Source organism: Paenibacillus sp. Y5S-9, assembly GCF_036894235.1.
GTDB lineage: Bacteria > Bacillota > Bacilli > Paenibacillales > Paenibacillaceae > Paenibacillus.
Genome location: NZ_CP145887.1, coordinates 853798 through 874562 on the forward strand (window position 1 = coordinate 853798; position 20765 = coordinate 874562).

Genomic DNA, 20765 nt, shown 5'->3' on the forward strand with positions numbered 1-20765 from the left:
AATAAAACCAACTAATAAAATGGGGATAAGGAGATATACAGATGCGGGAAGTGCCCATGCGTTATGTGAAAGCAAATCAGGTCGGTATTGTATTGTTTGTTTTACTCTCGTTTGTGTTCAATCCAATTGTAGTGCTGGGAGCGCTGTGGAGCATTCAGGTGGTTGGTCTGGCTTCCAGTGGAAAGCTTAATCTGTTTGTGCAGATTGGGAAAGCTGTGTTAACTGGTAAAGGGACAGAGACGCAGGCGGTGGAGCTGCAGCGATTCAACAATATTCTGGCTGTGCTCTTCCTGTCTCTGGCACTCATCTCGTTCTCGCTTGGCTGGGTAGCCGCAGGTTATGTATTCTCCGTCATGCTTCTCGCAGCTGCAAGCGCGGCACTGCTGGGTTATTGTGTAGGCTGCACCGTCTATTTCTGGTATAAACAGCTGCGTGCGGGCAGAAAAATCGGATTTTGAGGTTGGCTGAAGAAGTGATATAAGTATCCGGGATGCTACGATAACTTTATAACGAAATCCCCCTCAAGTGAGTTGTTCACTTGAAGGGGATTTTCTTTTTTTTCTTATCTGAACCAGGCTTTATTTAAATTGTTGGTGAAATTGTTATCGTTGAAAGGCACGTTGGCACTGCCAAAGTTCGTCGTATTGAGCGCATTTCGTGCGGCAGAAGTCAGGTCGTCCCATCCGATTAAAGGTTGTGTTCCCCCAACAGTGTTGGTAACGCCAAGCTCATGGTTCAGCGGCCAGGTACTATTATAGGAAATCAACGGATGGTTACCTTGTGTATTGTTATTGCTCGGTGTAACTTTGGTGAACTGGCCGTGACCGGAATAGGCGATGGAGAGGATTTGGGGATTGGCCGCTGCCGGATTATCTACCCACACGACGATTCCTTCCCAATCATGACGATGGCCGAGTCCAGAGGAAGGAGAGTCTTTGGGAAAATACCACGAATACATGATGGCCCACACCCCATTGTGCCAGGTGGAACGGGAGTAGATCTGTCCTGTACTTGAGCTACAGTTCCCATTCGATGACCCGGACGTATTCAAGCCAGCGCTGGTATTGCCCTGTTGATCCACTGCGGGGAAAGGTACACAACCATGATAGACCTTCAAAAACGGCTGAAAACGCTTGGCGGCTTGTTGTGTCACGGTGACTGGTGAGACTTCCTGAAATCCGACAACCTGATCATGATTAATTTCTGCTGCTTCAACAACGGTGATCCAAGGAATACATGCCATAAGCGAAACCATGAGCATTAACACGATTTTTTTCATTCACAATTCTCCTTCACGGGTATGATGTGGTGTTAAGTTGAGGGTGCACTAAAACTATAGTGGAAAAAGGTTTATATTATTTATCTTTTCATCTTAAGATTTGTAAATTTGTAGCATATCTATGTCATAATCATATGAAGATCATCGAAATCGAAGACTAATTCCTGTCCAAGCGGGCAGAATGGTTGATTAATGAGACTATTTTACATAAAAGGTAGTGGGGAAGATTCAGGATCGGTGCAGGAGGTTTATTGGGTAATGGATGGATTAGTGGATACATATATGAAAAAATATACTTATAGATTACAGGCTAGGACATCTTTACATTTGATGATATGATAGGAGTTAAAGGCTTTGGAATGAGACGGAATTCCTGATGCATAGATATAGGTAAGACTAAAGATTAGAGCAACATTAACCGAAGTTCATTATTGTGTAAAAAATATGCCCTTTTGTGGACTGATGCAACGTAAGAATATGAGGTCGTTTAGACTCATGGATAATGTGGAATAGGTGGCGTATGAGATGAAAAAAGCTCGCTTAATATATAATCCGACCTCAGGCCGGGAAGAAATGAAGAAACGTCTGGCTGATATTTTGCAGCGTTTGGATCAAGGTGGTATTGAAGCTTCATGTCATGCAACAACGGGTGAAGGTGACGCAACCCGGGAAGCTGAACTTGCAATAGAACGCGGATATGACATGATTATTGCTGCTGGTGGCGATGGCACGTTGTACGAAGTGATTAACGGTATGGCCGAGCGGGAGAACCGTCCTCCGCTGGGTGTGTTTCCTTTGGGAACGACGAATGATTTTGCACGTGCACTCGGCATTCCGAGACAGTGGGAAGATTACGTGGATCTGGTCATTAACCAGCAGCTTCGTCCGCTCGATCTGGGCAAAGCAAATGATAAGTATTTTATCAACATCGCTGGTGGTGGCTCATTGACTGAACTGACCTATGAAGTACCGAGTCGTCTGAAAACGATGATTGGGCAACTGGCCTATTATATGAAGGGTATTGAGAAAATGGCGAGCCTGTCTCCTCAGGAGCTGATTATTCGCGCCGACGGTCAGGAAGAGATCCATGATGAATTCATGTTATTCCTCATCGCCAATACCAATTCGGTCGGGGGATTTGAGAAGTTGGCTCCAGGTGCAACCATTGATGATGGTCTGTTCGATGTCATTTGCGTGAGGAAATGTAATTTGGCTGATATGATCCGCCTCGTAACGCTTGCGCTGCGTGGGGAACATCTGAACGACAAGAAAGTGGTTCATTTTCAGACGAGTCATATGGAAGTTACGTCGCCAGGCTATGTGCAACTGAACCTTGATGGAGAGTTAGGCGGCACGCTGCCAGCTACGTTTACGAACTTGCGTCATCATCTGATGTTGTATCGTTAAACATGTGAGTGCTGGGGGCAATGTGGTTCGCTTGTGAAAAGCAATGTTGAGCGCTTCAGAAAAGCTATGATGCTATAGCAGTAGTTGCATAGTATCATATAACTGTTGAGGAGAGTTGGATTCAGCTCTGCCGTAAGGCGTGATGGAAGTGTATTTTCCAGTTGCTGTGTACAGTTGGATCGCGTATAATCTCATGTGGTCACTATGCGTTGAACTGTTACAGCAAGGCACATTGTGGTAATTGAGTGAACGTGAACAGCGAACATTGAAGGTTAAAAGCGCTGTTATTGTTCGATGGTACTGCGATGTGGTACACCGTGCTGAATGTAACAGTTTGGTCGGGTGCCGGCTGGCGGCTAACGAACTCAGAAAGCCTTAATGTGGTGAAATCGCCGAAGCTGTGAATCTAACGAATTTCAGCGTCGTTATTTTGGAGAAAATGACCGGAAAAGATCGGAAAACACTATCCGAACTTGATATAACGTTTCTGAAGTTCATTAGAAATTCGGAACGTTATTTTTGATGTGAATAAGGTGTGCCAGGTTCGTTAGAATCGGGAACAAAATGAAATAGAAATTTCCCCTCGCCTGCACAGGTGGGTACTATATAAGAAGAAAGAAGTGAATGTACGTTGTCTAATACGAACCGCAGCGGTCGTGGAAAAAACCGCCGGAATTCGGCTGCCTCTCAGGGGCAAGGGAACGCTTCAGCGTCCCGTCAGCCAAGTCAATCATCTCGTCCATCTACACGTCAGCAGGGAAAAGAGGTGCGGCCACAAGGTGCATCTCTTTCTGCCGTTCGTTCAAAGGGGAGAGCGCGTGAATCTGCACCAATCGAAGGACTGCCCGTTAGCAAAAATGAAGAGACCGTCATCGACATCATTGGCATGAACCATGACGGTGAGGGTGTAGGTCGTGCGAATGGGTACACGCTCTTTGTGCAGGGTGCGCTTCCAGGTGAAACCGTGCGTGTTCGCGTGATGAAGACCAAGAAGCAGTATGGTTACGCCAAACTGCTGGAGATCGTGAAGGCAAGCCCGGATCGAGTGTCCGCGCCTTGCCCGATCTATGATCAGTGCGGCGGCTGTCAGATCCAGCATATGAGTTATGCTGGACAGCTTGCATGGAAACGCCAGTTGGTGGTCGATAATTTGCAGCGGATTGGCAAATTGAACGTGATGATGGAGGATGCAGAAGATACGGAGCAGGGCATTCGTGTACTGTCTACGATGGGCATGGACGAGCCATGGCGCTATCGGAATAAGGCACAGGTGCCGATTGGAGCTGCCGAGGGTGGCCTGGTAGGTGGTTTTTACGCTAAAGGAAGTCACAGAATCATCGATATGGAAAGTTGCCTCATTCAGCATGAGCACAATGACGAAGTGGTTGCAAAGGTTAAGGAGATTGGCAGTCATTTTGGAATTAGCGCCTATAACGAAGAGACAGGTCGCGGCTTGCTGCGTCACGTGGTCGTGAAGAAGGCATTCCGTACAGGCGAGATGATGCTTGTTCTAGTCACCAATGGTCGAGACATTCCGTACAAAGACGAATGGATTGGCAGTATCCGTGAAGCGATTCCGCATGTGGCGAGCATCTGCCAGAACGTGAACAAGAAACAGACCAACGTCATTTTCGGCGATGAGACCCGTGTCCTGTGGGGCCGTGATGTAATCTATGATTATATCGGTGATGTGCAATTTGCGATCTCAGCGCGTTCGTTCTATCAGGTGAATCCGGTGCAGACGGAAGTCCTGTATGGCAAAACGGTAGAGTACGCAGGACTGAGCGGCAAAGAAACTGTAATTGATGCCTATTGCGGCATCGGAACGATTTCTCTTTTCCTCGCGCAACATGCGGATCAGGTGTACGGGGTAGAGATCGTACCTGAAGCGATCGAGGATGCGCGTAGCAATGCCATGTTGAACGAGATGCGTAACGTGAAGTTCGAAGTGGGTGCATCCGAGGACGTTATTCCACTCTGGAAAGAACAAGGTATCGAAGCTGATGTGATCGTTGTCGACCCGCCGCGGAAGGGCTGTGATCCACGCTTGCTGGAAACGATCCTGGAGATGAAGCCGGAGCGAGTGGTGTATGTGAGCTGTAATCCGAGTACGTTGGCACGTGATCTACGTGTGCTGGAGGATGGCGGATATCGGACGGTCGAGGTGACGCCAGTGGATATGTTCCCGCATACGGTGCATGTGGAAAGTGTAGCGATGTTGGTGAGGGATAATTACAGATACTAAGAACAATTGATATCTAAGAGATTATCGTCTGATGCAAATATCCTTGGTTTATATAACAGTGTACTCGAAGCAGAATTACCGCAAATATGCTTAAGGCTCTAAACCGAAGAAGACTAACAGATGATAAAGAAATGAAAGACGCTGGGAAGAAATTTACCCAGCGTCTTTTTTGTCAGTATGTCTTTTAATCTATTCTAAATCGATTCTTGAATTTATCTGCCGCGGCCTGATCAGCGGGATGAAGAGCATGTCCATACTAGCATCAGACTTGGTATAGTGCTGTAAAAAACTAAGATTCCCCTTTAATACGGAGTAAGAATTCTCTTCCATAAAAAATTTGGTGTGGGGGGAATGCTTCGAATGAGGAAATCATTTAAGCAGGTCGTTTCCGGGTTACTCGCAGCGGCTCTGCTTCTTCCGGGCGGCTTGATAGCCTATCGGCATCTAATTCACAAATTGTGTATCAGGAAACATTCCAGAATAGCCAAGGCAAGGTAACTCAATCAGGTGGTGCTGGATTCGAAGCGGAATCGTCAACGAAAAAGGTGGAAAAATTGCACCAACTGAATTATTGACCCGCGCTGAAACAGCGATGATTCTGTCCCGGATCTGGGCAACTCATTGAAGCTGCTGTCTGTACTTTACAGGCGGCAGCTTTTTCATATTCCATGGCCCTCAATCATGATTGTAAAAGAGATCGTTAACCAACCGATTCCATTTGCAGCTCAGCACAAATCATTCGTTCAGGCAATTTTATTACAGGAGGAACCGCTACTCAATGCTGAATATTGTCGATCCAATACATAGACATCATAAATTTTACTTTTTTCCACTTTGCAATAAAGATGGAATCTGATAGGATAAGTTTATAAATACGATGGTTTTAGTGAGGATTAAAAAGGAGGCCGCCTTGCCATGCAAGAATTAACACATCTGGATCAACTTGAGGCTGAAGCGATATACATTATCAGAGAAGTAGCAGCGGAGTGCGAGAAACCGGTCATGTTGTATTCCATCGGCAAGGACAGCTCGGTCATGCTGCACTTGGCCCTAAAGGCTTTCTACCCCGAGAAGCCGCCGTTCCCATTCATGCATATCGATACAACCTGGAAATTCAAGGAGATGATTGAGTTCCGCGACCGAAAGGCGAAGGAATTTGGTATCGAGATGATCGTGCACTCTAATGAAGAGGCTATTCAGCAAGGAATCAATCCCTTCGACCATGGTTCCGCATATACCGACATTATGAAAACCACAGCCCTGAAGCAGGGATTGGATAAATACGGATTCACGGTTGCGTTCGGTGGCGGAAGACGTGATGAGGAGAAGTCGCGTGCGAAGGAGCGGATTTTCTCGTTCCGGAACAAGAATCACTCGTGGGACCCGAAGAACCAACGTCCGGAGATGTGGAAGCTGTTCAACACGCGAATCAACAAGGGAGAGAGCATTCGAGTCTTTCCGCTGTCCAACTGGACTGAGAAGGATATCTGGCAATACATTCGTCGGGAGAACATTGATATCGTTCCGCTTTACTCCGCGGACGTAAGACCGATCGTTAATCGTGACGGGCATATCATCATGGTGGATGACGAGCGGATAAAGCTTGAGCCTGGCGAGAAGGTAGAGATGAAGAAGATTCGCTTCCGCACGTTGGGTTGTTACCCGCTCACGGGCGGAGTCGAGTCCGATGCCGTTACGCTGGATGAGATCATTGAGGAGACATTGGGTGCGTTATCTTCCGAACGGACCAGTCGGGTTATCGATCAAGAAGCGGCGGGAAGCATGGAACGACGCAAACGGGAGGGCTATTTCTAACATGAAGAGTCTACTTAAATTCATTACCTGCGGAAGTGTGGATGATGGCAAGTCCACGCTGATCGGACATATGCTCTATGAGGCCAAGCTGCTGTTTGCCGATCAAGAACGCGCGCTTGAGCTCGATAGTCGATTGGGAAGCCGAGGCGGCAAAATCGACTACTCGCTGCTCCTCGATGGTTTGCTGGCCGAACGCGAACAAGGGATTACCATTGATGTGGCATATCGTTATTTTACGACGTCTCATCGTTCCTTCATCGTGGCGGACACACCGGGACACGAAGAGTATACTCGTAACATGGCTGTAGGCGCTTCCTTTGCCGATCTAGCCATCATTCTGGTGGACGCTACCAAAGGCATCATTACCCAGACCAAACGCCATGCCCGGATCTGCGCCCTGATGGGGATCAAGCATCTCGTATTGGCTGTGAACAAGATGGATCTGGTCGGCTTCGATCAGAGGACGTTCGAGGCAATCAAGGAAGAGTTCATCCAAACGACGGCCGAATTCCAAATCAAGAGCATCCAGGTCATTCCCGTGTCCGCTACGGAAGGGGACAACATTACAACCCAGTCGCCGAATGCTCCCTGGTACGAGGGGTTAGCTTTATTGCCGTATTTGGAAAGTATAGATGTTCATACTACCGATGATACGAAGCCTTTCATGATGCCGGTTCAGCGTGTAAGCAGACCGGACCATACATTCCGTGGGTTCCAGGGCCAGATCGAGGCTGGAAAGATTTCGGTCGGAGACGAACTCATGACTCTGCCAAGTCGGGAGAAAGCCAAGGTTAAGCAGATTTTGGTGACGGACCAAGCTAAGGATTCGGCTTATGCTGGCCAACCGGTTACGATACAACTGGACCGCGAAGTTGATGTCTCGCGGGGCTGCGTGCTCACGATAGACAATCAAGTCCAAGAAGCTGACAGCTTCGCTTCTACGATCCTGTGGATGGACGATTCCGTCCTGACTCCGGGCAAGCATTATTGGGTAAAGGTCGGAACGAAGACTCTTCCAGGCACTGTAACGGCGATTACCCATAAAATTGACATTAACACGGGCCATACCGTTCCGGCCGATCAAATTGTTAAGAACGAATTGGCCAAGTGTGAATTCACGCTGTCGGATCAGATCGTCTTCGATTCCTTTGAGCACAATAAGAGCATCGGAGGTTTTATCCTCATTGATCGTGTCACCAACATGACGTCTGCTTGCGGAGTCATCGATCAAGCTCTGAAGGGAGAAAGCCGATTTGCCACGCTGGATACGGGGATCACGAGAGATATTCGCGCCCAGCAGAAAGGACAATCTCCGCTCACGGTCTGGTTGGCTGGATCGGATACGGTAGCTCTCGCCAAGGAAGTGGAGAAGCGACTAATGTCATCCGGTTACCATACGATGCTGCTTGAGAGCGTCAGTGGAGAAACGCTCCGCGGCACGGCGGAGATGGCGAAGGTGTTGAACGACGCCGGCCTGATCTCACTGGTATCCCATGATTCTATCAGTGCGGGCGAACTTGAGACAGCTCGAGAGATCATCGGGGGCAAAGGATTTATCGAAGTTAACGCGGACGAGATCGGCGGAATGTCCACCCAGGATGCCGCGAAATCCGTGGTTAAACGAGTCGTGCAATCCGTTATCGATCACAGTCCTTCGAATAACTACGACATTTAATAAGCATATCCGATAGAGCGGTTGCCGATCAGGCAGCCGCTTGTTTGTTTTGTCTAACAGCTTAACGAACAGTCTGTATTCAGTGGTATGGCACCCGTTGATGTTCAAAGATGTAGAAAATCATTGGGCTAAGGATGCTGTCAATGATATGGGCTCTCGCCTCATTGTGAATGGCATTGGTAACGATCTATATAATCCAAATACGGATATGACACGTGCTGAATTCGCAGCGATTAAAAGGCTTGGGACTGAAGCCAGTTGATGGCAAGGCGCCTTTTGCAGATGTGGATGCTTCCGATTGGTATCATTCCGCTGTTGCTGCAAGTATTGAGGCAGGTGTAATCAGCGGCAGAGGATCACATGAACTGGCTTCGAAAGCCAACATCACCCGTGCTGAGGTTGCAGCTATCGTCCAAAGAATATTGAAGGCTTCGGACTTGATTTAAAGCACCAAAAGGGTTCCCCATGCAGGAAGAACTGCATAAGGGGAGCCCCTTTTTGTCTTTGTTTCAATACCACCCATTAACTACAGTAGTCTAAAACTCCCCAACATCCCAGGCGATAATTAATACACATGCACATCCGTACCAAGCACGGATTTGTTTTGTACGGAATTTCCGGATAGATATACCTTTTGCAGATTAGGTAGCTGGCTTAGGGTCTCTATATTGGAAATGGCATTGTTCTCAAGATGAAGTTCTTCTATGGCCTGCCAGTTGCTCATGAATTCGAGAGAAGCCAAATTGCTGTCTTGCATAGTGAAGGAACGCAGAGCGGACAGTTTGGCAAAGTAAGGCATCATTTGGTCAACTTCAGTAACAGAGGTGTTGTTTATGCTGAAATATGGATGGTCTAAGGTCAAATGTTCAAGCACGCTGTTCTCCCCAGCCGCCTTTGGTTCAAAGTTCAGCCTACACTCGGAGCACATCAGAGATTTCACCTGATTTAAACGAAATAAAGCATCGCTCTCCTTATATAGTGACGAGTCGTAAATGTTTAAGGTCTCTAGGCGGGACAAGCCGTCCAGGGCGGCCAGACGGGTTATTTCACTGATCTCCCAGAGGGAAAGCTGCTTCAGCTTCGGGAATTTCCCCAGCGCAGCCAAGTTCAACTCGCCACTTCCGCCACGGAGCGTCAGACTGGTTGTAGCCGGGGCCTCTAGTCCGGTGAGAAAGGAGCTTGGAATTTCCACTCGCTCTACTTTAGGCAGCGTCAGCGCTTCTGCATTCTCGTAGTAGCCAGACAACGTTAATTTCCGCAGAGAGGGCAGACTGTTTATGGCTTTTACCGAACCAAGCTGACTTAGAGAAGCCAGGCGCAGCGTAGTAATGGAGTTTTTACCAGCCAAGCGCTCCAGACTGGAGAAGTTTACATTTTCGATATCTAACGTTTGTAGAGCAGGCATATTTTGTACAAAGTCGATGGACTTTACATTCGATAAATAGGACAACTGAAGCTCCTGAAGCTGGGTCAGGGCGTACAGCGGCTGCAGGTCTGTGGCTTCGCTGTAATGTATGGACAAGGATGACAGCCCGGTCATGGACGACAACCATTCGAGTTCATCGACAAAGGTGAGCGACAGGGACTTTATTGGCAATTGGTTTAACAAGTGAAAATCTGTTACGGACTCATCCACATAGGTAATGGATAAAGAGCTCAGATTGGGGAATTCCAGCAGCAGGGCCAATTCCTGATTGCTGCGAAGCTGCGTGGAAAGCTCCGTGATTTTAGACTTGTCGCCAAAGTAGCCCGAAAATGTACTAAAGGATTCGTTAAAAGCGCCTCCATAACTTTTTAATCCGGACATATGGGCCAAAGTGGTTTGGTCCGTCTGGGATATTTCATAGGTATTCGTCAGGTCCAATGCCGTCAGTCCCTTAAAAGCTTCAAAATCTCGCTGATCAATCCGCTGGCTATTCAGTTTCTTGTCCTGAGTAATATAAGTGATCTTCTCGGCCTGTTCATCGCTGAATGGATCGGAGAGACTATATGTAAACTTCCACTGATCATTCTCCGAATGCTCTACGGTTAAATAGCGAATACGAGCCAATTCCTCCTCTGTTGGCAAGGCAGACCCTTTATCGAAGATATCTCGCAAAAATGAGAGCAAAACCTCGCTTTCAGGCATCTTTCGCACAGGCAGATTGGCTTCTGTTTTTGAATAGGTGGAGCTGTTGCTATAATAAAAATATGTACCGATGGCGCCAGCCAGGACTAACATCAGTATCAGCATTACCTTTACGGAGGCAGTCTGCTTCAGCGGTGCTTTAGGGGGCGTTCCGTGGTAATGATTAATGGTCTGGTCTACGTAATAGACATGATTTTGCTTCAATAAAAGCTCTGTTTCACAATAGGGACACTTTAAAACCTCATCCTTCTTGTATTCAATTCTTCCGTTGCAATTGGGGCAGTTTAGCGGGATAAACGCCACGAATGTCCCCTCCTTCATTATGATGGTCATAAGATCATGCTGAACGGTCATCTGATTTCATTATACCTTGTGAATTTACGTTTGATGAGAGAAAGAAGTTTCACATAGCGAAGGAGCAGGGGAATCCTGCTCCTTTTTGGTCTTATTTAAAGTGTGGCTGGTGGTAGGCATTATTAAATCAATCATTAAGCGATCGAAGTAATCGGATGTTTAACGTGCACAGGGTAGAGATGTTCACCATGGGTTCTTACAAATAAACCTTCATTGGTGATTATACTTTTTAGAACGATATGATCTGTTGCATCTGGCGTGAAATGGAAAGTTATTTTCTCCGTATCATCATCTGCGATCTTATCCAAAATATCGTTCATATTCATTTCGTTTAAGCTAACAACGTCGAAGAGCTCAATATGATTGTCTTCTTTCTGATAAATAACAATGACGTTTTCGTTTTCCAAGTAATAAATATCATCACTAAAGACATTCAGGCAATAAAACATGAGTATTCCTTGAGCATGATGGGTTGCGAAATGCTGAGAAACAGGTAATCGTTCCGATGCCAATTTTTGAATAAGACGTAAATCCTCCGCGTTAGTTACATTTAGTTTACGGATATTCGCAGGTTCGGGTGATTTTTTTGCCGTATAATCCATTGAAAAAAGATGTTCTTCCACAGGCTTAAACCCAAACTTGGGGTAAAAATCAAGCACTGATTCATTGGCAAAAAGGTACATGTAATCGTACTTGTTGTCGTATTCCTCTAAAACTTTATTCATTAAACGTGTAGAGAGTCCTTTCCCCCGATAATCAGGATGTGTCATCACCGTGCCGATTTGAATCGCTTTTTTCTTCTCACCGTGAATGATGAGCTCAAGGATGTTAACGGAAACGTTGGCAATAACCTGGTCTCCATCGACATATGAATAAGGGATGTAACGCTCGCCCCAGTATCCTTGTTGATACCAATCTTCAAAATTGATCTCAAACGTGTTGACAGCAAGCTCGAAAAAACTTTTGCGCAGTACTTCATTGTTTTTATAATTCTTCATAAATATTAATTCTTGCATGGTATTACCCCCTTAATCCTCAAAAATGACTGTTTGTATAGTGGTACGATCCCGTATTTAACTATGTAAAATATGATTGCAGGTGACAATTCTGCTTATAAGTTGTTGTTGGATAAGCAAGATTTGTAACAAGAGAAAGTGGAGTATGATACGGAAAGAGACGCGAGCGAGTTCGCGTCTTCTTTTTTGCATGCTTTATAGGATATGCTTAAATGCAATTGCGTCAGTGAACTGTTTTTCACTATTGAGAATCTTGGTCCATTAATCTACGGCAAAATGCACGATTGCACTATATAACATCTTGTTGCGAAAAGGGTCAAATGTTACTTGATGTTGAACCTGCTTCACGCGCAGCATTAATGCTTTGTTCATTCCGATTCGCTCTTCGATCGCTCGTTCGAGTTCACGGAAGTCATAAGCCTGCAAGCATTCGACTTTGTCTTTGATCATATCCAGTGAAATTTCCATATATCATTCAGGCCTCCTTAAATCTCGATTTGCAGGTTAAAAGCCTGTCGAGCTTCATTTTAGAGGAGCTTTTCCAGTTCGGCAAGAGCAATCGGGCTGAAAATCTAATAAAGACGTGATAAAATCGGGAAAGGGCAATTTTAAGATCATCGAACACTCATTAATCTGAAGATCTAATGGAAGTTATAACAGATACTGCTGTTTGAACAAAGTTACATTTGCATGGTATAAGTGAAGAAGAAGCTAGGACACCATAATGTGAATCGCAACGAAACTGCGAATGATCATGTAAATGATAGGCAAGCAGATGCAAAGAGTTACGTTTTATTATTATTAATGAGGACAAAGACTGTCCTGGAATGTATAGAGGAGCTTTTGAGATGACAAAGGAAAACTTTTGGCGTGAATTGCCACGACCATTTTTTATACTGGCACCTATGGAAGATGTGACCGATGTTGTGTTTCGGCATGTCGTAAGTGAAGCGGGCAGACCGGATGTGTTTTTTACGGAGTTTGCGAACACAGAGAGTTATTGTCACCCGGAGGGGCACCATAGTGTGCGTGGACGGTTGACGTTTACAGCGGATGAACAGCCGATTGTGGCTCATATCTGGGGAGATAAACCGGAATTCTTTCGTGAGATGAGTATCGGTATGGCGAAAGAAGGATTTAAAGGCATCGATATCAATATGGGCTGTCCTGTAGCGAATGTTGCGGAGAATGGAAAAGGAAGTGGCTTGATCTGCCGGCCAGCCCTTGCGGCGGAGATTATTCAGGCGGCGAAAGCCGGAGGGCTGCCGGTCAGTGTGAAAACGCGTCTCGGATTTACTGAGGTCGGCGAATGGCGCGACTGGTTGACCCATATTTTGCAACAGGACATTGTGAACCTGTCCATTCATCTGCGGACGAGAGAAGAAATGAGCAAAGTAGACGCTCACTGGGAACTGATTCCGGAGATTAAAAAACTTCGTGATGAGATAGCTCCTAATACACTGCTGACGATTAATGGGGATATTCCTGACCGTGAGACAGGCCTGAGACTCGTGGAGCAATATGGTGTGGATGGTATTATGATTGGACGCGGTATTTTCCAGAATCCGTTTGCTTTTGAGAAGGAGCCGAAGGAACACAGCAGTAAGGAATTGCTTGATCTGCTACGACTGCATTTGGATCTCCATGATCAATATTCCGAGCTTGAACCGCGTTCGTTCAGCCCGCTGGCCCGTTTTTTCAAAATCTATGTTCGTGGCTTCCGCGGTGCTAGTGAGCTGAGAAACAGCTTGATGAACGCCAAAACCACTTCTAAAGTACGCGAATTGCTCATTGAGTTTGAAAGTAATGAACAGGTGGAGTAGAGTAAGACGTAATCATGGATACGGAGTATGATCCAGGTAGATTAAATAGAAAAAAAGAAGCGGTAACTTTTCCGCTTCTTTTTTTTGCTTTGCTGTTTAACGCGTATACTCTGGCTTCTCTATAGTGACCGGCTGAGGATTGGCAAGCACCCATAATACCGCCAACTCGGATAATCTGGCAGGCGCATCAAAATCGTATCCATTATGAAGCCTGCTGGCCAAGTCTGCTGCCTCTTGGAGAAGTGCGGGGGCGAGTGGCGCTCCAGTGCCCAGATAACGAATTAGCGCATCTAGCATCTTGCGATACTCCGCATCCCAGTTTCCTCCGCCATTATCTAATACTTCATGGGACACACGTCCTGTGATGCGAATGACCTCTCCCTGCACCGTTTGAGCGTGGCCCTGGGGCGGAATGAGATATTCCCACAGCTCTTGGTGCTGTTTGGTCCAGGTGGTTGCCTTTACCTGAATGGGTGCAGTTCCATCGTGCATGATCCGATTCGCTACAGGCTCGACATCAAATAGACGGTACAGTTTGATCAGCGCGTCTGAAACTCCATCGACCTTGTCCTTATTGAACTTCTCACGGACGAATTCAAAATCCTTACCGATCCGTTTCACCGATTCTTTCATATCCGGGGTGACCGATGCTCCGGCATCCAGAAGAATTGCGGCAATCTCTGCCAGATTAACTATATCGCTATTCCTACAATTGACTAACCCCTTAGCTAATGGCGTATTACCCTGTTTATTTTCTACGTTAATCGTAGCGCCCTGGTTTACCAACTCTTGAACCACTTTGGTTCGATACCCACTGACCGCTGCATGTAACGGTGTTTCATTTTGGTAATCCACAGCGTCCAGATCCGCACCTAATTCAAGGAACAGGGGTACATTTCCTGACCAGTGTGAGGCATGAGCATGTAGAGGCGTGCGTTGATATTTGTCACGTGCATTAATATCTGCCCCTTGCTCTATCAGCCAGCGGACCAATTCATCCGAAATATGCCGAAAGCTGAGGGCCGTACCTTTGCTATAACCCCCGCGGGCATCCCATTCGCATTGCTCAAAGACTTCTTTTACGGTTGCGATATCATTATCTTTAACGAGTTTTTCCATATGAGCAGGTAAGGTTGCTTTCTTCGTAGCCATTACACTCTTCCTCTCCTTTGTGAATAACAACGTAAGTTCCAATGGTAGGTTATGACGATTTAATAGTAAGTAGATAATTTTCTGCAATTTTATCACATAGGGGAATTCAAAACCAATAACTGGGTTTCTTCCATCATCAATTTGGTTTGCTATGTTATAATTTAAATGAATGTTGATACTGGAGACGGATTGAAAAATATTTGAAATGATCGCCGCAATTCATGCGGTAGGCTTTTGATAATAGGAGGATTTATGTCCTGGAGTAAATTGAAGCAACAACTGGAGAGTTTTCTTAGTCCTGCGTTAGTTGAAAGGGTGGAGTACCGTGCTACCAGCTATCGCTATTCACCTGATAAATCAGGCAATTGTTATATTACTGTAGATAAAAAGAATGTACTCAACATGAGTGATACAACAACCCCAATCCGATGGTATCAGACAGAGCAGGAGATCAAGAGCGACCCGGAGATCATGATTCCTGTGAGCGATGAAGAGATTGAAGTTATTCGAAAAGATTCCAAAGGACCCATTCCCGAGGATCGTCTTCAAGTCATGGCAAGAAGCAGAAAAATCTCCGTACATGCCAAAGAGCTTTTGTTGGCTCAGACCGCACTTAGTAAATCGAATTTTACCGTTGCAGCCACGACGTATTTATCAACTTCTATAGAGGATAATCTGGAGAGCAAGGATATCTTGTTTAATATTCTGGCTTTAATGGACAGACGAGTTGGCAAAAAGCGAATTCTGAACATGTCGGAGCAGGTCAAATTAAAGCATCCAGCGGTACAATATTTTTATGAACTGCGTCGTCGTACGTTGTGAAATGGATTAACTTTTGATATAGCTTTTAACTATAACCAGTTATGGTTTTTAAGTATCCCTTCTAACTGCTCTCGGCGTGATATGATCATTGTATACAACGAGGGGGTTTTTTACATGACTGATAAGTTCCAGATCGTAGGAAGTTTATTGCGGCCGGATGAGCTGCTGAAATATAAAACGCAAATTGAACATAATGATGATATCCAATATCCGTTCTATGAAAACTACGAAGGATATGAGAAGTGTGAGACAGAGGCAATCAAACAAGTTGTCGCTAAGGAAATCGAACATAACTTGTCCGTGGTTACCGATGGCGAATTCTCCAAATCGATGTGGCATCTGGACTTTGTATGGGGATTTGGCGGCGTGAAGCGTTACATCGCGGATCATGGCTATTTTTTCAGAGATGTGGACGGAACTTCGAAATATGAAACACGCAAAGATATTGGACTGCGCATCACTGATAAATTGAGTGGAAAGAACCATCATTTCATTCAACTGTTCCAACAACTGCAAGACACGGCTGGCGAGCAACAAACGAAACTTTGTGTACCATCGCCTTCCCATATTTTCGGTGAGCTTTCCTGGTCGGATAACATTGGTGGAACGGATGCTGTATATCAAAACATACAGGAGCTCAAAGAGGGTCTTGTGATCGCGTATAAGGAATTTGTCGAAGAATTCGCTGCTATAGGTGGTAAAATCCTGCAATTCGATGATTGCTTGTGGGAACTGTTTGCCGACGATAACCCGAACTCTCCGTTTACAGGGGAAAATATTAATCAAGATGAAGTAAAGGGACTTGCTACCGAATTCATTGATATTAATAATACCGTGATTGACTTTGGTCATAGCCTTGGCTTGAAAATGTGGACACATAACTGCCGCGGCAATTATGATTCCCGCAACATGGGTGGTGGATCGTATGCCAAAATTGCGAATCTGTTCCTGAAACAATTGAAGTATGACCGTTTCTTCCTGGAGTGGGATGATGATCGTGCGGGTTCAATTGAAGCTCTGGAAGTATTCAAGGACAGACCTGAAACGGAAATTGTACTGGGTCTGTTGTCATCCAAAACGAGTACACTCGATGATGAAGCACGTGTTGTCCGTTTGCTGGACGAAGCTTCCAAAATCATCGATAAGGATCGGCTGCTGTTGTCTCACCAATGCGGATTTGCATCCTGCGATGGTGGTAACGAATTAAGCGAAGCTCAGCAATGGGCGAAGATTGATCAAGGGCAGAAGATTGCAAAGCAATATTGGGGCAGCACCGTCTAGGATTTAGGCTGAATGTATTGTGACCTTATAAACACATTGCTCGATCAATAGTGTTCTGTGCAATAATGAAACGGCGTCTTTTCCTCTGGAATCTATCCAGGGAGAAGCCGCCGTATTTGTTGTGGAACGTACACATGGGTACGTGCTCATTTCTATAACTTTTTTAAACTAATGATGAGATTTACTGATCCTTATTTCTGCGAGTTCACGCTGTGCCAGCCATTCCTTTTTCAACAAAGCATATTGATACGTATTCTCGTATTTCGGTGTGCCGTCCTCATTTTTGACAAATGAAATGAACTCCATAAAAAGACCTTCCCGACGCATGCCCAGCTTCTCACACAGTTTCTGAGAACGGAAGTTATCATCCTCGACATAGGCGTACAGTCTTCTTATTCCCTGTTCCATAAAGAGATTTTCGATGAAAGCATTGGCGCTCTCACTGGCGTACCCTTTTCCTTCAAATCTTCCATTAAAATTCCAACCAATACTATAGGTATCTGAATTCGAATCCTTATCCGTATCGGAATCCCGATCTTCCCTCATACCAAACAGCTCACCGATCAGCTCGTTACTGTCTTTCAGGCAAACCGCGATGTGGGAATCGTCAGTGCTTCTTTTTGCAACCTCTGCCACCGCGTCTTCCAACGTTGAAATTCGTTGCTCCATAAAACAATTCACTCTGGGATTTGCGGTGTATTCCAACAGTCCGGCTGCGTCCGTTACGGTGAAATTTCTCAGGATTAATCGATTGGTTTTAAGTATTTGCATAAGATGATATACCTCCGGTTTTCATATCAATAGATTGGTTTTGTTCATGTTGTATCTCTTTTTATTTTACGAGACTCCCTATTCGTACTATAACTGGGTATAGCCTTGGGGTTGGCTTTGGTTCTGTCTGACCGGGAGAACAATCCCACCAATTTCTCCCTATAGATATAACCGAGTACAAACCCGATCACAGCGATAACAGAAATAATAATGGCGATTGTGTATTGTTGCATATGAATCGTGGACCCTATAACGGTAGATGCGATGATCCACGGCAGACGACCGACGATAAGGATCGTGAAGAACCTAAACGAACTAATCGATGTAAGTGCGGCGACAAATACAAGCATGTCTTTGGGCAAGCCGGGAATCACGAAAAAGATAAATAAAAAAGCGGAGAACTTCTTCTCATCATGAATTAACGACATCCACTTATTATTTTTCTTTTGCATTAGTCGTGAAATATAGGCGCGACCGATATAACGGGTGAAATAAAAGGCGATCGCTGAGCCTATAATCAAGCCTATTGTAGTATACAAGGACCCAAGTGTAACCCCATAGATATAACCGCCTGCGACCTGTACCACTTCTCCTGGAATAGGTGCAACCACGATCTGAAGAATCTGGAATAAAATAAACATGACCGGACCCCAATGGCCTGTTGAATGAATATACGCTCTGAAATTGTCCATGGAAGACATGATTTTAATAATGGCAGGAGAATAATACACCAGTAGACCAATGGACAATATGATGAACAGACCCAACAATATGTTAATCATTACTTTTTTCGAAGTTTGTGGCATTCCTGACGACCCCTTTGTGTAATAACTTCTACATATTTACAGTATAAGGCGAAATTATTAAGAGATACCTACATAACTTCTGAAGAATTCTTAAGTCGATTGTATTTGCTGGTAGTCGCTAATAGCGCATATTATACTGAAATTAGACGGAGGGATCAGATGAGCAAGAAAATTCTAATTGCTGATGATAACAGTGAAATTCGTGAAATCGTAAGGATTTTGTTAGAGAGTGAAAATTATGAAGTGATTGAAGCGATAGATGGCCAAGATGCGATTGATAAAGTGAACGAAGAGACGGATCTCATTATTTTGGATATGATGATGCCCAATAAATCGGGGCTGAAGGCGTGTCTGGAGATTCGTGAAAAAACAAGTGCACCGATCCTGTTTCTCACGGCGAAAACGCAGGATTCTGACAAACAATTGGCCTTTTCCTCAGGCAGTGATGACTTTTTGTCCAAACCCTTTTCCTATACAGAACTCGTTTCGCGGGTGAAGGCTTTACTGCGGCGGTATTATGTATATCGGGGCAAGGAGAAGACCGAAGAAAAGGACCAGATTATCGTTAAGGATCTTACCGTCCATCAGGATTCAAAAGCCGTGTTTGTTGGGGAGAAGGAGATTGCTCTAACTGAAATTGAATACCAGATATTGCTGCTGTTGGCTAAGAAGCGACGAAAGGTGTTTTCGGCAGAAAATATATATGAGAGTGTTTGGGGGCAACCCTACTTTTATACGTGTAATAACACGGTGATGGTTCATATTCGTAATTTGAGAGGCAAACTGGAGGATGACCCGCAGAACCCTAAATATGTGAAGACCGTTTGGGGGAAGGGGTACAAAATTGAATAGATTATTAATCGGAAAAAAGCTGAAGATAAAACTGGTTCTGGCGGTTGTCATTTCTTTGGTCATTTCCATAAGTGCATTCGTTATTTTACAAGTTGTTGGCGAGACTGTATTGGATAGTTATTTAAGCAAATCCACTTTTGTAGAGAACAGGCAGCAAGATGCGCTTGATCGATTCGAAGCATTTGTGGATAACCAGAACATGTCAACCCGTGATCATGAGCAATTGTCTGCTTGGATAAGACATGAGCGCTACTTAAATCTGTATATTTTTGCAAAAGACAAATTGATATTTTCCTCCAACACGGAGATTGATCCGGCCATTAATGAAGAACTGTTAACTCAATTCGTGCCATCGAAAATACCCATCACCACCATCCATTTTGCGGATCAGGATGCCCAGATATACTTGGTTAGCTTTTATGAGTATCAATATTACAACCTCATTCTGATTATTGGTGTTTTCATAGCGGCCATTGTGTTCCTTGTTTCCTTTCTACTGATGATTAATAAGAAAACATCTTATATTGGCGTGCTTGAACAAGAGATCAAAATACTCGAAGGTGGAAATTTGGATTATTCGATTACGATATCGGGAAAGGATGAACTGTCATCTCTGGCCCAGAGTATTGATGAGATGAGGAAATCATTTGTGGAGCGGCTGGGCAGCGAGGAGAGGGTAAGGATGGCCAACCGTGAATTGATCACGGCGATTTCCCATGATTTGCGAACGCCACTCACGATTCTATTAGGATATATGGATATCATAGAGCTCAACAAATATAAGACACATGAGGATCTGTTGCAGTATATTCATAATAGCCGGGAGAAGGCCTATCAGATCAAAGTGCTGTCGGACAAACTATTCGAATATTTTACGGTATCTTCTGCTGCTGAAGAAGAGGAAGTAGAATTTGAAATGTATGAGGGCAGAGCGCTTATCGATCAACTCATAGATGAGCAATTAGTGGTTTTGGACGATATAGACGTGCAGGTTCAGACAGATGCACATCATGAGGAGTTTTTGCTGGAAATCAATCTGGTCGCCATGCGTCGCGTAATGGATAACATATTTTCAAATATTCGAAAATACGCCGATCCAGGGCATCCCGTTCATATCCAGATTTCTTTGAAGCAACAATGGGTCATTCTTGGGGTGGAGAATAAGATTAAACGTGTTGGCAAAAAGAAAGATAGCAACGAAATCGGGCTCGTTAGTTGTCAGAAAATGATCCAGCAGCACAACGGGACGTTGACAGTATCGGAGGAAGAAGATACCTTTTCACTACAGATTACGCTACCTGTCATCATCAACAAACCAACTCAGACTCATATATAATGG

At 45.0% G+C, this 20765-nt stretch carries 19 protein-coding genes; 12 read left to right on the top strand and 7 right to left on the bottom strand.

What is annotated here, in order from left to right; genetic code table 11:
• The first annotated feature begins 41 nt into the window (after window positions 1-41).
• Window positions 42-458, top strand: a complete 417-nt coding sequence (locus V6669_RS03890) for a DUF4395 domain-containing protein (RefSeq protein WP_338590858.1) — start codon at window positions 42-44, stop codon at window positions 456-458.
• A gap of 104 nt (window positions 459-562) precedes the next feature.
• Here V6669_RS03890 and V6669_RS03895 read toward each other — a convergent pair whose 3' ends face one another.
• Window positions 563-1279 (bottom strand): NPP1 family protein, encoded by a 717-nt coding sequence (locus V6669_RS03895; RefSeq protein ID WP_338590860.1) that lies wholly within the window; start codon window positions 1277-1279, stop codon window positions 563-565.
• 525 nt (window positions 1280-1804) lie between these two features.
• On the opposite strand from V6669_RS03895, the gene V6669_RS03900 reads away from it, so the two are divergent.
• The 6 genes from V6669_RS03900 to V6669_RS03925 all read left to right on the top strand — a co-directional run bounded on the left by V6669_RS03900 (window position 1805) and on the right by V6669_RS03925 (window position 8867).
• Window positions 1805-2686 carry a diacylglycerol kinase gene (locus V6669_RS03900; RefSeq protein WP_047840512.1) on the top strand — a complete coding sequence of 294 codons (882 nt, stop codon included), beginning with the start codon at window positions 1805-1807 and terminating at the stop codon, window positions 2684-2686.
• Window positions 2687-3317: 631 nt separating this feature from the next.
• Window positions 3318-4931: a 23S rRNA (uracil(1939)-C(5))-methyltransferase RlmD gene (gene rlmD, locus V6669_RS03905; protein WP_338590863.1), complete on the top strand. Its 1614-nt coding sequence runs from the start codon at window positions 3318-3320 to the stop codon at window positions 4929-4931.
• 915 nt (window positions 4932-5846) lie between these two features.
• Window positions 5847-6746: a sulfate adenylyltransferase subunit CysD gene (gene cysD / locus V6669_RS03910; RefSeq protein WP_076333411.1), complete on the top strand. Its 900-nt coding sequence runs from the start codon at window positions 5847-5849 to the stop codon at window positions 6744-6746.
• A 1-nt stretch (window position 6747) separates the two neighbouring features.
• Window positions 6748-8421 carry a GTP-binding protein gene (locus V6669_RS03915; protein WP_338590866.1) on the top strand — a complete coding sequence of 558 codons (1674 nt, stop codon included), beginning with the start codon at window positions 6748-6750 and terminating at the stop codon, window positions 8419-8421.
• Window positions 8422-8569: 148 nt separating this feature from the next.
• Entirely contained in the window at window positions 8570-8683 is a 114-nt protein-coding gene (locus tag V6669_RS03920) for an S-layer homology domain-containing protein (protein WP_338590868.1), read from the top strand.
• Window positions 8637-8867 (top strand): S-layer homology domain-containing protein, encoded by a 231-nt coding sequence (locus V6669_RS03925; protein ID WP_338590870.1) that lies wholly within the window; start codon window positions 8637-8639, stop codon window positions 8865-8867. Before V6669_RS03920 ends, V6669_RS03925 begins: the two co-directional genes overlap by 47 nt.
• A 119-nt stretch (window positions 8868-8986) precedes the next feature.
• Here the strand turns inward: V6669_RS03925 and V6669_RS03930 are convergent, their stop codons facing one another.
• From V6669_RS03930 to V6669_RS03940, 3 genes are all read right to left on the bottom strand, one after another.
• Window positions 8987-10753, bottom strand: coding sequence for a leucine-rich repeat domain-containing protein (locus V6669_RS03930; RefSeq protein ID WP_338590872.1), 1767 nt, complete (start codon window positions 10751-10753; stop codon window positions 8987-8989).
• Between the two features lie 284 nt (window positions 10754-11037).
• Complete coding sequence (locus V6669_RS03935) at window positions 11038-11919, bottom strand: GNAT family N-acetyltransferase (RefSeq protein ID WP_338590874.1); 882 nt, start codon at window positions 11917-11919, stop codon at window positions 11038-11040.
• 261 nt (window positions 11920-12180) lie between these two features.
• Window positions 12181-12387, bottom strand: a complete 207-nt coding sequence (locus tag V6669_RS03940; protein WP_036668351.1) for a DUF2536 family protein — start codon at window positions 12385-12387, stop codon at window positions 12181-12183.
• Window positions 12388-12767: 380 nt separating this feature from the next.
• Between V6669_RS03940 and V6669_RS03945 the strand changes: the two genes are divergently transcribed.
• On the top strand, window positions 12768-13742 hold the full coding sequence (locus tag V6669_RS03945) for a tRNA-dihydrouridine synthase (RefSeq protein ID WP_338590877.1): 975 nt from the start codon (window positions 12768-12770) through the stop codon (window positions 13740-13742).
• Between the two features lie 96 nt (window positions 13743-13838).
• On the opposite strand, the gene V6669_RS03950 is transcribed toward V6669_RS03945, so the two are convergent.
• Window positions 13839-14894 carry an ankyrin repeat domain-containing protein gene (locus V6669_RS03950; protein ID WP_338590879.1) on the bottom strand — a complete coding sequence of 352 codons (1056 nt, stop codon included), beginning with the start codon at window positions 14892-14894 and terminating at the stop codon, window positions 13839-13841.
• A 252-nt stretch (window positions 14895-15146) separates the two neighbouring features.
• On the opposite strand from V6669_RS03950, the gene V6669_RS03955 reads away from it, so the two are divergent.
• The gene (locus tag V6669_RS03955; RefSeq protein ID WP_338590881.1) at window positions 15147-15716 is read left to right on the top strand and encodes a hypothetical protein; all 570 of its coding nucleotides are present in this window, start codon (window positions 15147-15149) and stop codon (window positions 15714-15716) included.
• 114 nt (window positions 15717-15830) lie between these two features.
• A complete protein-coding gene (locus V6669_RS03960; RefSeq protein WP_338590883.1) occupies window positions 15831-16997 on the top strand; it encodes a cobalamin-independent methionine synthase II family protein in 1167 nt (388 codons plus the stop codon).
• Between the two features lie 168 nt (window positions 16998-17165).
• Here the strand turns inward: V6669_RS03960 and V6669_RS03965 are convergent, their stop codons facing one another.
• Window positions 17166-17768: a GNAT family N-acetyltransferase gene (locus tag V6669_RS03965; RefSeq protein ID WP_338590885.1), complete on the bottom strand. Its 603-nt coding sequence runs from the start codon at window positions 17766-17768 to the stop codon at window positions 17166-17168.
• Between the two features lie 44 nt (window positions 17769-17812).
• Entirely contained in the window at window positions 17813-18574 is a 762-nt protein-coding gene (locus V6669_RS03970) for a TVP38/TMEM64 family protein (protein WP_338590887.1), read from the bottom strand.
• Window positions 18575-18733: 159 nt separating this feature from the next.
• On the opposite strand from V6669_RS03970, the gene V6669_RS03975 reads away from it, so the two are divergent.
• Both V6669_RS03975 and V6669_RS03980 read left to right on the top strand, forming a co-directional pair.
• Window positions 18734-19426 carry a response regulator transcription factor gene (locus V6669_RS03975; RefSeq protein ID WP_036668346.1) on the top strand — a complete coding sequence of 231 codons (693 nt, stop codon included), beginning with the start codon at window positions 18734-18736 and terminating at the stop codon, window positions 19424-19426.
• On the top strand, window positions 19419-20762 hold the full coding sequence (locus V6669_RS03980) for a HAMP domain-containing sensor histidine kinase (protein ID WP_338590889.1): 1344 nt from the start codon (window positions 19419-19421) through the stop codon (window positions 20760-20762). Before V6669_RS03975 ends, V6669_RS03980 begins: the two co-directional genes overlap by 8 nt.
• Window positions 20763-20765 lie beyond the last annotated feature (3 nt).

Bases quoted from the DNA above. Each gene is read 5' to 3' on its own strand.
- V6669_RS03935 (WP_338590874.1), bottom strand. From the start codon at position 11,919: ATGCAAGAATTAATATTTATGAAGAATTATAAAAACAATGAAGTACTG.
- cysD (WP_076333411.1), top strand. From the start codon at position 5,847: ATGCAAGAATTAACACATCTGGATCAACTTGAGGCTGAAGCGATATAC.
- V6669_RS03895 (WP_338590860.1), bottom strand. From the start codon at position 1,279: ATGAAAAAAATCGTGTTAATGCTCATGGTTTCGCTTATGGCATGTATT.
- V6669_RS03960 (WP_338590883.1), top strand. From the start codon at position 15,831: ATGACTGATAAGTTCCAGATCGTAGGAAGTTTATTGCGGCCGGATGAG.
- V6669_RS03890 (WP_338590858.1), top strand. From the start codon at position 42: ATGCGGGAAGTGCCCATGCGTTATGTGAAAGCAAATCAGGTCGGTATT.
- V6669_RS03945 (WP_338590877.1), top strand. From the start codon at position 12,768: ATGACAAAGGAAAACTTTTGGCGTGAATTGCCACGACCATTTTTTATA.
- V6669_RS03965 (WP_338590885.1), bottom strand. From the start codon at position 17,768: ATGCAAATACTTAAAACCAATCGATTAATCCTGAGAAATTTCACCGTA.
- V6669_RS03940 (WP_036668351.1), bottom strand. From the start codon at position 12,387: ATGGAAATTTCACTGGATATGATCAAAGACAAAGTCGAATGCTTGCAG.
- V6669_RS03950 (WP_338590879.1), bottom strand. From the start codon at position 14,894: ATGGCTACGAAGAAAGCAACCTTACCTGCTCATATGGAAAAACTCGTT.
- V6669_RS03955 (WP_338590881.1), top strand. From the start codon at position 15,147: ATGTCCTGGAGTAAATTGAAGCAACAACTGGAGAGTTTTCTTAGTCCT.
- V6669_RS03900 (WP_047840512.1), top strand. From the start codon at position 1,805: ATGAAAAAAGCTCGCTTAATATATAATCCGACCTCAGGCCGGGAAGAA.
- V6669_RS03975 (WP_036668346.1), top strand. From the start codon at position 18,734: ATGAGCAAGAAAATTCTAATTGCTGATGATAACAGTGAAATTCGTGAA.
- V6669_RS03920 (WP_338590868.1), top strand. From the start codon at position 8,570: ATGGGCTCTCGCCTCATTGTGAATGGCATTGGTAACGATCTATATAAT.
- V6669_RS03915 (WP_338590866.1), top strand. From the start codon at position 6,748: ATGAAGAGTCTACTTAAATTCATTACCTGCGGAAGTGTGGATGATGGC.
- V6669_RS03970 (WP_338590887.1), bottom strand. From the start codon at position 18,574: ATGCCACAAACTTCGAAAAAAGTAATGATTAACATATTGTTGGGTCTG.